At 41.1% G+C, this 12,625-nt stretch carries 10 protein-coding genes; 7 read left to right on the plus strand and 3 right to left on the minus strand.

The window, feature by feature from the left end; translation table 11 throughout:
- Window positions 1-288: 288 nt before the first annotated feature.
- Window positions 289-813 (plus strand): superoxide dismutase family protein, encoded by a 525-nt coding sequence (sodC, locus tag M1E93_RS09780; protein WP_104873508.1) that lies wholly within the window; start codon window positions 289-291, stop codon window positions 811-813.
- A gap of 247 nt (window positions 814-1,060) precedes the next feature.
- Here the strand turns inward: sodC and M1E93_RS09785 are convergent, their stop codons facing one another.
- Window positions 1,061-3,094: a M13 family metallopeptidase gene (locus M1E93_RS09785; protein ID WP_104873507.1), complete on the minus strand. Its 2,034-nt coding sequence runs from the start codon at window positions 3,092-3,094 to the stop codon at window positions 1,061-1,063.
- Between the two features lie 322 nt (window positions 3,095-3,416).
- On the opposite strand from M1E93_RS09785, the gene cysB reads away from it, so the two are divergent.
- From cysB to M1E93_RS09800, 3 genes are all read left to right on the plus strand, one after another.
- Window positions 3,417-4,391, plus strand: a complete 975-nt coding sequence (gene cysB, locus M1E93_RS09790) for an HTH-type transcriptional regulator CysB (protein WP_004920151.1) — start codon at window positions 3,417-3,419, stop codon at window positions 4,389-4,391.
- A 349-nt stretch (window positions 4,392-4,740) separates the two neighbouring features.
- Window positions 4,741-7,413 (plus strand): aconitate hydratase AcnA, encoded by a 2,673-nt coding sequence (acnA, locus tag M1E93_RS09795; protein ID WP_104873506.1) that lies wholly within the window; start codon window positions 4,741-4,743, stop codon window positions 7,411-7,413.
- A gap of 306 nt (window positions 7,414-7,719) precedes the next feature.
- Window positions 7,720-8,175: a hypothetical protein gene (locus M1E93_RS09800; RefSeq protein WP_004920143.1), complete on the plus strand. Its 456-nt coding sequence runs from the start codon at window positions 7,720-7,722 to the stop codon at window positions 8,173-8,175.
- A 102-nt stretch (window positions 8,176-8,277) separates the two neighbouring features.
- On the opposite strand, the gene hemB is transcribed toward M1E93_RS09800, so the two are convergent.
- On the minus strand, window positions 8,278-9,261 hold the full coding sequence (gene hemB / locus M1E93_RS09805; protein WP_014656045.1) for a porphobilinogen synthase: 984 nt from the start codon (window positions 9,259-9,261) through the stop codon (window positions 8,278-8,280).
- 191 nt (window positions 9,262-9,452) lie between these two features.
- Window positions 9,453-10,049 carry a GTP cyclohydrolase II gene (gene ribA / locus M1E93_RS09810; protein ID WP_014656044.1) on the minus strand — a complete coding sequence of 199 codons (597 nt, stop codon included), beginning with the start codon at window positions 10,047-10,049 and terminating at the stop codon, window positions 9,453-9,455.
- Between the two features lie 204 nt (window positions 10,050-10,253).
- Between ribA and pgpB the strand changes: the two genes are divergently transcribed.
- From pgpB to lapB, 3 genes are all read left to right on the plus strand, one after another.
- Window positions 10,254-10,985 carry a phosphatidylglycerophosphatase B gene (gene pgpB, locus M1E93_RS09815; RefSeq protein WP_040133192.1) on the plus strand — a complete coding sequence of 244 codons (732 nt, stop codon included), beginning with the start codon at window positions 10,254-10,256 and terminating at the stop codon, window positions 10,983-10,985.
- Window positions 10,986-11,114: 129 nt separating this feature from the next.
- Window positions 11,115-11,432, plus strand: coding sequence for a LapA family protein (locus tag M1E93_RS09820; RefSeq protein ID WP_004920126.1), 318 nt, complete (start codon window positions 11,115-11,117; stop codon window positions 11,430-11,432).
- 6 nt (window positions 11,433-11,438) lie between these two features.
- Window positions 11,439-12,608, plus strand: a complete 1,170-nt coding sequence (gene lapB, locus M1E93_RS09825) for a lipopolysaccharide assembly protein LapB (RefSeq protein ID WP_004920122.1) — start codon at window positions 11,439-11,441, stop codon at window positions 12,606-12,608.
- Window positions 12,609-12,625 lie beyond the last annotated feature (17 nt).

Below are 12,625 nucleotides of genomic sequence, written 5' to 3' on the forward strand. Positions count from 1 at the left end.
TCATCATTTTCTGTGAGCCTACGAGGTTTTTATCATTAACCACAGACAGACTCTCCCTCCATCTTATTTTTATGATGATTTGATCTCCTTTCAGGAGCCGTCTTAAAAATGCACTTATTTGGCTTAAGTGTTGATTTATGTGGCTAACCGCAAAGCAATATGATGACGGTTTGCTATGCTGATAAATAGCAATTATCAATAAATAATAATTTATTGATGTGTATTTGCTTTTAAGCAATAAACATCACAAGCAGCGATTAGGTTAGAAAGCTCACAACTGGAGGTAGAATGAAATTCAAAATGTGTTTACTGGCCGGCTTATTAACGGCTTTTGCAGCAAATGCAGCAGAAACAACAGTAGTACTGAAAGAAGCTACACCACAAGGTGAAGGCAAGGCGATTGGTGAAGTTGTTATTTCTGAAACCGATTATGGATTATTGTTTACCCCAAAATTAGCAGGTTTAGAAGCGGGTATCCATGGTTTCCATCTCCATGAAAACCCAAGCTGTGAGCCTGCTGAAAAAGATGGCAAATCAGTACCAGCATTAAAAGCAGGTGGACATATGGATCCGGCAAAAACAGGTGTCCATAAAGGGCCTTATGACAATACAGGCCACTTAGGGGATCTTCCGGGCTTAGTGGTTGATGCCAAAGGTAATGCCGATTATGCCGTATTAGCACCGCGCTTAAAAACACTAAAAGAGATTGAAAACCGTGCACTGATGGTACACGCGGGTGGGGATAATTACTCCGACCATCCTGAAGCGTTAGGTGGTGGTGGTGCACGCATGGCTTGTGGTGTGATCAAATAGTTGATACTGTATATTTAAACAGTGATTGATGAAACCGTACTACTTTGAGACTTAATCTAAAAGCTCTGAAATACTCAGAGCTTTTAACTATTTGAAAACTAATAAAATAGGTGATTAAAGAAAATTTATTTGTTTTTAACAGGGGATGGTTAATACGATTGAACGTTACCTGTAGATATAACCGATATGAGAATTGAAGGTTGCGGCTTTCAAATGAAAGCCGCAGATATCAAGGGGGAAAGCGCATTTACCAAATACGAATGCGTTGTTCAGGTTCAAGGTATAATTTGCTGTCTTTATCGACACCGAAAGTTTGATACCATTCATCCATATTACGAACAACACCATTGGCACGGAACTGGTTAGGGCTATGTGGGTCGGTCAAAATTTTATTACGCTCGGACTCTTTGTTGGATAACTCTTGCCAAGTTCTTGCCCAAGAAATAAAGAATCGTTGCAGACCGGTTGTCCCATCAATAATTGGCGCTTCACCATTTGGATAATTCTCTTTAACGAATTGCTTATAAGCGCTCAGAGCAATGTTCAGCCCGCCTAAATCACCGATGTTTTCACCCAATGTGAGTTGACCATTAACCTTTTGGCCATCAACGGAGAAGCTATTATATTGTTCAACCAGTTTATCGGTTTTTTGTTTAAAGTGCTGTTTAGAGTCATCACTCCACCAGTTACGCAACTGACCAGTACCATCATACAAGCTGCCTTGGTCATCAAACCCATGGCCCATTTCATGGCCAATTACAGCGCCAATTGCGCCATAGTTATAGGCAGGGTCAACATTAGGATCAAAGAAAGGTGTCTGTAGTATTGCGGCTGGGAACACTATCTCATTTTGCACTGGGTTAAAGTATGCATTAATGGTTTGAGGCGTCATCCCCCATTCCCATTTACGGACAGGTTGTCCTATCTTACTCATATTGTCGTTATAGACCCAGTTTAAGACCTGTTTGTAGTTATCCAGTAGCGTATCGGGTTTTAGATTGATACTACTGAAATCATTCCATTTGTCAGGGTAACCCACTTTAACGGTAAATTGCTCAAGTTTTTTAAGCGCTTCTTGGCGTGTTGCATCATCCATCCAATCATTATCTTTTAAGCGAGAATTAAACGTTCCTCTGACATAGCTGACAAGATCGGTAATTTTCGCTTTTGATTCAGGGTTGAAATATTTCTCAACATAGATTTGCCCCATAGGCTCGCCCTGTAAGCGATTGACGGTTTCCAGAGCACGCTCTTTGCGTGTCCGCTGTTTTTCTACGCCGTTAAGTTTACGCGAATAAAAATCAAAGCGGGCGTCAGAAAAATCGCGATTCAAATAGGGGGCTTGATCACTTAAATAGTGAAAACGTAGGTAGTCTTGAAGTGTCGATACAGGGGTATTGGCATAAATTTTGGCTAATTGCTCTACTGCGGTATCCGTTTCAACTATCACCTTATTCAATTGTTTGTCTGAAAGTTGCCACTGTTGAATAAAGTTATCCCATGCAAAGCCTTGAGTGAACTTTTTCATATCGTTCAGTGTCATTGGGTGATAATTTTTGATTGTGTCACGGCGCGCTTCTGGGCTCCAATGAGCCTGTGCCATTGATTTTTCCAGTGCGAAAATTTGTTGGGCTTTTTTCTCAACATCATTTTCGCCCGCCAGTTTTAAGATAGTGGCAATATAGGCGATATAATTTTTGCGGATCTCCTCCATCTGCGGGGTATCGTCGAGGTAATAATTACGGTTCGGTAATCCTAAACCGCCTTGCCCAAGGTATAAAACATAAGTATCCGGCTGCTTAGCATCCAAGTCTACCCAATAAGAAATAAATGGCGTATAGGCCGGAAGTACCATTAATTTACTAATATCATTATGATTTTTTGCATTAGTAATTGCATCAAGGTCATCTTTGAGAGGGCTTATTCCTATTTTTTCTATCGCGTCTTCATTAAGATAACTTACATATAAATTACGAATATTGCGTTGATTATGATTGAGTTCCTTCTCTGGTGAGCTTTGCAACTGATCGATAATGCTTTGTAGTTGTTTCTCTGTCGTGAGGTATAACTCAACAAATGAGTTAATGCGCGGCATGCCTGTTGGGATCTTCGCTTTGCTTATCCAGTCCTGATTGACGTAGCGATAAAAATCATCCCCTGAAGCGATATTATCAGATAAAACAATCTTTTGGTCGCCATAAGAAACTTCTTTGGCATAAAGGCTAGGCGCTATAGCGATGGTTGACATACTGATAAGGAGCGCCAAAATTTTTTTCTGCATGTAATACCCTCTCTTCGTTGAGAATTATTGTTTCCATTACTTAAGATTAAAGCCGATTCATTTATCTTGCAAAACTGCCTATCAGCTATTCAAGCATAGATTGGGAAAATTTAAATGTAACTTTGCATTTTCTTACTAGTTAACAATGAAGATAATTTCAAATTTAAACTATTTTAGGTGAAATTTTATCATCTAGCTATTCACACTCAGCATAATGATGATATATTGGTTATATCAAATCATATACATATAGCTTTTAGTTATAAATAATAATTTTTAGCTATAGCGAATTCCTTACGGCTCTGTATAGGTGGACCTAAAAATGAAATTGCAGCAATTACGTTATATTGTTGAGGTGGTTAATCATGACTTGAATGTCTCTGCAACCGCTGAAGGGTTATTTACCTCACAGCCGGGTATTAGCAAACAAGTGCGTATGTTGGAAGACGAATTGGGGATCCAAATTTTTGCTCGCAGCGGAAAACATCTCACTCATGTTACGCCAGCAGGGGAAGAAGTTATCCGTATTTCACGGGAAGTGCTTTCAAAAATTGAGGCGATCCGTTCCGTTGCGGGGGAGCATACTTATCCAGATAAAGGCACTTTGCATATTGCAACAACACATACTCAGGCACGTTATGCGCTTCCGCCGGTAATCAAAGGTTTTATCGAGCGCTATCCGCATGTCTCCCTGCATATGCAACAAGGTTCCCCAACGCAAATCGCAGAGGAAGTTTGCAAAGGGAATAGTGATTTTGCGATCGCTACTGAAGCGTTACACCTATACAGTGACTTGATCATGCTACCTTGTTATCACTGGAACCGCTGTGTTGTGGTGCAAAAAGGGCATCCGTTAGCCGAAAAGAAAAATGTGACGATTGAAGATGTTGCACAATACCAAATCGTAACATATACCCATGGTTTTACGGGGCGTTCTGAATTAGATGTGGCATTCCAAAAAGCCAATTTAGAACCTAAAATTATTTTTACGGCGACAGATGCGGATGTTATCAAGACCTATGTAAGGCTTGGGTTGGGCATTGGGATTATTGCCAGTATGGCGGTTAACCCAGAGTTGGATAGTGATCTGGTTGTCATCGATATGCGCGATAAATTCAGTTATAGCACAACGAAAATTGGCTTCAAACGTACCAGTTTTTTACGTAGCTATATGTATGACTTTATTTGGCGATTTGCCCCTCATTTAACCCGTGATGTTGTAGATAGGGCGATTGCACTGCGCAACAATGAAGATATTGAGGAAATGTTTAAAGACATTAAATTGCCTATCATCTAACTTTAGGTTGCCTTTCAAACGAGAGCTAAGCTTTTAGTGACTGATGTGAATTCAACTAGAAGCTTAGTGACTCACTTTTTTGTTCTCTATTTAGCTATTCCAATGTCAGCGTTCAATTGACAAGTTCAAAATCCTAGCATTCTACTACTCTTTTTATGAGTCACTTGGCTAAATTTCCCCGCCATTTACTGTTTTTTTGATGATAAGCACAGCAAATTTATGGATTTGACACAAAATCCATAAAGTAAATATTTTCAGCAACTATAATTACAACTAATTAACAAATTCACTGTAATTTGTTAGGTAAATAAGATGACCGATAATCATCATAAAAAACCAAGGAGGAGTTATGTCGTTGAGTCTTAAAACACAGAGTGCAGCAACACTCAGTGTCGGAAGCAAGCTCTATAATTACTTCAGTCTACCGATTGCGACTCAGCAACTCGGTGATGCCACAAAGCTACCCAAATCCCTTAAAGTATTACTTGAAAACTTATTGCGAAATATTGATGGCAAATCGGTAGTAGAAGCCGATCTGCAAGCCATTATTGATTGGCAGAAAACAGGGCATGCAGATAGAGAAATTGCTTACCGACCAGCTCGGGTACTAATGCAAGACTTTACGGGTGTACCTGCGGTCGTGGATTTAGCTGCAATGCGTGAAGCGGTTAAATCATTAGGTGGTAATGTTGAGCAAGTCAATCCTCTCTCGCCAGTTGATCTGGTCATTGACCACTCGGTAATGGTTGATGAATTTGCCACGGATAAAGCATTTGATGACAACGTTGAAATTGAGATGAAGCGTAACCATGAACGCTACCTCTTTTTACGTTGGGGGCAAAAAGCCTTTAATCGCTTTAGGGTTGTGCCACCAGGAACCGGTATTTGCCACCAAGTCAACTTAGAGTATTTAGGTAAAGCGGTTTGGTATGAAGAGGTGGATGGGAAGTTATATGCTTATCCAGATACCCTTGTGGGCACCGACTCGCATACCACGATGATCAACGGTCTTGGCGTATTAGGCTGGGGGGTTGGTGGGATTGAAGCCGAAGCTGCAATGCTAGGTCAACCGGTATCCATGCTGATCCCAGACGTTGTCGGTTTTAAACTGACGGGTAAATTGCGTGAAGGTATTACAGCGACAGACTTGGTACTGACAGTCACACAAATGCTACGTAAGCATGGTGTTGTCGGTAAATTTGTGGAATTTTATGGTGATGGTTTAGCTGATCTTCCGCTGGCTGATAGGGCGACTATCGCCAATATGTCTCCTGAGTATGGTGCTACTTGCGGATTCTTCCCTGTCGATAACGTCACATTAGATTATATGAAGTTAACAGGGCGCAGCGATGATGAAATTGAGCTGGTGGAAGCCTATTGTAAAGAGCAAGGTTTATGGCGTCATGCGGGTGATGAACCTATCTTTACGAGCACATTAGAATTGGATATGTCGACGGTGGAATCTAGTTTAGCCGGTCCTAAACGTCCACAAGATCGTGTTGAACTGGGTCAAGTTCCGCAAGCATTCCAAGCCGCTATTGAGCTGGAGCTTAACAAAAAAGAGAAAGGTGCACATCCGACAGTCAATTATCAAGGACAAACCTTTGAAATGACCGATGGTGCTGTTGTGATTGCAGCGATTACTTCTTGTACGAACACATCAAACCCAAGTGTGTTGATGGCGGCAGGTTTACTCGCTAAAAAAGCGGTAGAAAAAGGTCTAACTCGTCAACCTTGGGTGAAATCCTCGTTGGCACCAGGCTCTAAGGTGGTAACGGATTATTTAGCTCTGGCAGGACTAACACCTTATCTTGATAAACTCGGCTTTAACTTAGTGGGGTATGGCTGTACAACCTGTATAGGTAACTCTGGGCCATTACCTGATCCGATTGAGCAAGCGATCAAAGAGGCGGATTTAACCGTTGGTGCGGTATTGTCGGGTAACCGTAACTTTGAAGGCCGTATCCATCCTTTAGTCAAAACGAACTGGTTAGCGTCACCTCCGTTGGTGGTTGCTTATGCGTTAGCGGGTAACATGAATATTAATGTTAAAACTGACTCATTAGGCAAAGACGCACAAGGTCATGATGTCTATCTAAAAGATATTTGGCCATCCAGTGCTGAAATTGCTCAAGCCGTTGAAAAAGTTAAAACAGAAATGTTCCGCAAAGAGTACAGTGCGGTTTTCGATGGTGATGAGGCATGGCAAGCATTACAAGTGGCAAGCTCTTCCACGTATGATTGGCAGCCAGATTCGACTTATATTCGCCATCCACCGTTCTTTGAAGGGATGAAAGCAGAGCCGGAAGTGGTTCAAGATATTCATGGCGCACATATCTTGGCAATATTGGGTGATTCGGTAACGACTGACCATATTTCACCTGCGGGTAATATCAAAGCGGATAGTCCAGCGGGGCGTTATTTGCAAGAGCATGGCGTAGCTGCCGCCGATTTTAACTCATATGGCTCTCGTCGTGGTAACCATGAAGTGATGATGCGTGGTACGTTCGCCAATATCCGTATTCGCAACGAAATGGTGCCGGGGGTTGAAGGTGGATATACGAAACATATCCCTACAGGTAAACAGATGGCGATCTATGATGCGGCGATGCTGTATCAAAAGGAAAAGCTGCCTCTCGCTATCATTGCAGGTAAAGAATACGGTTCTGGTTCAAGCCGTGACTGGGCGGCTAAAGGTACTAATTTACTTGGTGTCCGTGTCGTTATTGCGGAATCGTACGAACGTATTCACCGCTCTAACTTAATTGGTATGGGGGTTATCCCATTAGAGTTCCCACAAGGTACAACGCGTAAGACATTGGGCCTTAAAGGGGATGAACGTATCGATATAGAACACTTGCAATCCATTGAGCCGGGTCAACATATTATTGTGAAAATTACCTATGGTGATGGACAGGTCAAAGAAATTGCAACACGTTGCCGTATTGATACCTCAACAGAAATGGAATATTACCGTCATGGTGGCATCCTGCATTATGTGATCCGCCAAATGCTCCATTAATTTTTAATCTCTAAGTTAACAACGCCCATCTGTGTTTGTTTGCACGATGGGCGTTTTTTATTGTTATTTCGCAATATATGAGGATTGAGTCTAGGCTATGATGATTGCCTATCTATATTGAGTGATGCAGAGATATCATTTTAAAAATTTCGTTATTGGAAAGAGGTATGTTTTACTTTTTATCGTGAGGCAAAAACGAGTAGAGATTATGGCTCATATTTAAACTAGCCAAGATAAATGTGGGGTTGCTGACATTAAATCAGACGTCACAAAACCAATAAAATCACCAATGTGAGGTATTAATATATGGCAGATATTAACGCAACGGATTTTTACAAAGGGGCGCTTTGGGCGGCTGACATTTTAATTACCACCTCGCCAAATCATCATTATTTAGATGAAGTCCGAGATATTCTTGAACATATTCCGAATCTCTATTCCATTGTCATGCAAACCCCAGAAACTGAAGTCTGCGATCTTCGTTTATTGGTTGATAGGGAATTCCCATTAGGACGAAATGCCGATTATGCCTCGTTTGAAATCGTACCATTATCTTTCGCTAATGAGATAGTGACAATGCCAGAAAAATCGCCAGTTCCAGATGAAATCTATCAAACAAGAGAGGATATTGGATCATGGGGCGTTGTGGCTAATACATTGAATGGCGAACAGAAATTACTTATTACGGGTCTCTATGAACCTCGCATTGCGTTAAATTATGCTCAGCGCTTTACAGAGCAACTGGCAGCACAAAAAGCATAACAGGCGATTTTGTTTAAGTACCCTCAAACATTGCTGTTTATTAAAATAACATGCCCGCTAATCGACTCGACAGCGGGCATGTTGTTATTTCTCACGCGCTCATTATCGTGACAAAATTTTATCTTCAGCTAATTGCAGGGCAAAATAGGTGAAAATCATATCAGCGCCAGCCCGTTTGATAGAGCCTAATGTTTCCAGAGTGACGCGGGTTTCATCGATAGCCCCAGCCATTGCAGCAAATTTAATTTGTGCATATTCACCACTGACTTGATAAGCACCGATAGGCAATTCAGTACGTTCACGTAGGTCACGAATAATATCAAGGTAGGCACCTGCTGGTTTAACCATCAATGCATCCGCGCCTTCTTGTACGTCAATTAAGGATTCATGAATTGCCTCACGGCGGTTCATTGGATTCATTTGATAGGTTTTGCGATCCCCTTTTAAACAAGAGCCTGCCGCGTCTCTAAATGGGCCATAGAGTGCTGACGCAAATTTAGTCGAATAAGACATAATGGCGGTATCTTTAAAACCAGCTGCATCTAGAGCTTGGCGGATAGCGGCAACTTGCCCATCCATTGCAGCAGAAGGGGCGATAAAATCAGCACCTGCACGGGCGGCTGCAACAGCTTGTAAACCTAAATTATGGATAGTGGCATCGTTATCAACGATATCGCCATGCATTACCCCACAATGGCCGTGTGAAGTGTATTCACAAAAACAGGTATCCGACATCACAATCATTTCAGGTACTGTCTCTTTACAGATACGAGACATACGTGCGACAAGGCCATTTTCTTGCCAAGCATCACTCCCTGTTTCATCCAAATGATGAGAGACGCCAAAAGTCATAACAGATTTAATACCTGCTTTGGCAATACGCTCTATTTCATAAGCTAAACGTTTTTCTGGAATACGTACAACACCTGGCATGCTGTCAATTTGCTTATAATCATCAAGCCCTTCCTCAACAAAGATTGGAAGGCACAGGTCATTAAGAGAAAGATGCGTTTCTTGGAAGAGATCACGCATTTTTTCAGTCTTACGTAATCTTCTCATGCGTTGGATAGAATGCAGGTTATTCACCGTAGCTCCTTGTTATCAGAAAAATAAACTTAACGTATTAAATTTATTCATCGAGATCATTGTTGATAAACAGTATAAACCTTATGAAATGAAAGTGAATATATCAATCGGTAAAAGTGCTACAACCGATTGTTATCATTTTAATATTAGTCAAGGAAGAGCAGTGTCATACTCTTCCATTATGAGAAGGATTATTGATGTTTAAATAACATGTGGCCCATTTTCTCAGCTTTAATATCGAGATAATGAGCATTACTTGGATTGCGACCAACAATTAATGGCACACGTTCAACGACATTAATACCTGCTTCACGCATGATATTTATTTTCTTTGGATTATTAGTTAATAAGCGAACCTCATTAATACCTAATAACTTATACATGTCAGAGCAGAGCGTAAAGTCGCGTTCATCCGCTTTGAAGCCTAGTTTGAGATTGGCTTCTACGGTGTCTAGACCTTGATCTTGCAAGGCATAAGCACGAATTTTATTAAGTAGGCCGATATTACGACCCTCTTGGCGATGATAGAGCAGTACGCCTCGACCTTCTTTGCTGATCTGAGACAGTGCCGCTTCTAATTGGAAGCCACAATCACAGCGTAAACTGAATAATGCATCTCCGGTTAAGCATTCCGAGTGGATCCGACTGAGAACAGGCTCTGGACCTGAAATATCGCCAAAAATCAGTGCGACATGGTCACGACCTGTTGCGATTTCCTCAAACCCTACCATTAAAAATTCGCCGAAAGGAGTTGGTAATTTGGCTTCGGCAACGCGTTTTAGCTGCATATTTTCATTCATTAGTTGAGATAACTCTTGCTTAATTAATAACGTTAATCGATAAAAATATTGCTTATCGATACTATATGACATCTAGCATATAGCGCAGACATTTATTTGCACACAGTCCACTATGCATTACTATAACAGAGTTAATCATTTGTGAATCTAATTTTATTGATTCGAACAGTCAACTGACATGGATAGCATAAAATGAATAAATCAATTTACCCGATATTAGTCTTTGCTGTTTTATTAATCATACCTCCTACAGCGTTACTGATGGTAGGGTGGAGTTGGCTGCCGTCTCAGAATGTAGAATCGGTTAAATGGTTATTTTGGCTAACAGAAACGGCTGGTCTCCCTTATAGTCTGATAACCTCTATCGTATTATTAGCCTTGGCCCTTTATATCTGTAAACCAAAGTTGAAAAGTGTCCTTCAATGGGTTGTTATTGTTGTATGCTGTATTTTGGTAGGACAAGGGATCAAAAGCGTTGTTAAGAATAGTTTCCAAGAGCCACGCCCATATGTGGTTTGGCTAGAAAAAGAATATGGGCTTTCAGCGACAGAATTTTATGACTTAAAAAGAAAGCAGCGAGCAGACGTTATCAAACAAACCGTTAAACAAAGTGATCAGGTTCCTTCATGGTTACGCAAACATTGGCAAGCGGAAACTGGCTACTCATTTCCTTCTGGGCATGTGCTATTTGCGGCTGGCTGGGCACTTTTATTGATTGGATTATTTTGGCAGCGTCGTCAATATGCACTTGCCATCGTGCTGGCGGTATGGGCGGAAGCTATCGTATTTAGTCGGTTATTATTAGGGATGCATTGGCCTTCAGATGCAATCGCTTCTATTATCATTAGTGCAATTTTGGCGATGATTGCGTGTACGCTCTTAAGGGATAAAACACCCAATTTGAGTGAAAGTAAAAACAAGTAGGTTAAATAAGGTTCAATATACATTAACAAAGTGGGCGTATAAGATAAATTACTTTGTCTGAGTGCGCCAGAAATGCTACCTTATCAGGTAGATAATTTGTTTTCATAAGAACGGATAACGGGAAAGAATGTGAAATATTTTCTGATATTATTACTAGCTGTGGTTATTTTTATTATTTCAATCACGCTAGGCTCAAGCAATAATCAGGTTATTACATTTAACTACCTGATTGCACAAGGAGATTTTGCATTATCTTCACTTTTAGCCTCTTTGTTTGGTGTCGGCTTTGTACTGGGTTGGTTAGTTGCAGGGCTATTTTATCTGCGTGCTGTGGTGAGCTTGAAAAATGCACGCCGTAAAATTAGACGTCTTGAATCACAATTGAGTGTGGATGATAAAACCATCTCTGAATCTACAGAAGTTGTGGCTCAAAAGAGCAAGGAATAATCTTGTATGTTTGAGTTGCTGTTTCTGTTGTTACCTGTCGCCGCTGCATACGGCTGGTATATGGGGCGTCGAAGCGCTCAACAAGACAAGCAGCAACATGCTAACCGCCTGTCACGTGATTATGTTACGGGCGTTAACTTTCTTTTATCAAATCAGCAAGACAAAGCGGTTGATTTATTCCTTGATATGCTCAAGGAAGACAGTTCCGCCTTTGAAGCGCATTTAACCTTAGGTAATTTATTTCGTTCACGTGGTGAAGTTGAACGAGCCATCCGTATTCATCAGTCACTTGTTGAAAGTGCCGCATTATCCTTTGAACAACGCTTATTAGCCACGCAACAACTCGGTCGTGATTATATGGCCGCAGGGGTTTACGATCGTGCTGAAAATATGTTCCAGCAATTGACGGATGAGGTGGATTTTAAGCAAAGTGCACTACAGTCATTATTGGCGATTTTTCAATTAACCAGTGATTGGACGAAAGCAATCGAAACGGCGACTAAGTTGGTTAAATTGGGTAATGAAGAGTTACGCGAAAATATTGCGCATTTTTATTGTGAATTAGCCAATCAACACTTAGGCAGTGACGATCTTGATGGGGCTTTAAGCCTTCTGAATAAAGCCGAACAGGCGGATAAAAATTGTGCCCGTGTTTCAATTATGAAAGGGCGAATTTTTATCGAGCAGGAACATTACGACAAAGCTATCAATGTTCTTAAACAAGTCTACGAACAAGATAGAGAGCTGGTGGCTGAAACTTTACCTTTACTTTATGATTGCTATCAACAAATCGCAGATATGGATGCTTGGGAAGTGTATCTCCGTCAATGTGTTGCGGGTAATACGGGGGCAGTCGCTGAACTGTATCTCGCCGACATTATTGTTGAGAAGCAAAGTCATGAAGCCGCCGCAAGTTATATTAACGATCAGATTCAACGTCACCCAACAATGCGGTTATTTTATCGTTTGATGGATTACCATTTAAAAGAAGCAGAAGAAGGGCGAGCAAAAGAGAGCCTGATTTTGCTGCGGAAAATGGTCGGGGAACAAATTAGAACCAAACCTGACTATCGTTGCCACAAATGTGGTTTTACTTCGCATTCATTATATTGGCACTGCCCGTCTTGTCGTTCATGGGACACCATTAAGCCAATTCGTGGTTTAGATGGGCAGTGACAGCGTCACTTTATTAC

Origin of the sequence: Providencia sp. PROV272 (genome assembly GCF_049901975.1) — a bacterium.
GTDB lineage: Bacteria > Pseudomonadota > Gammaproteobacteria > Enterobacterales > Enterobacteriaceae > Providencia > Providencia stuartii.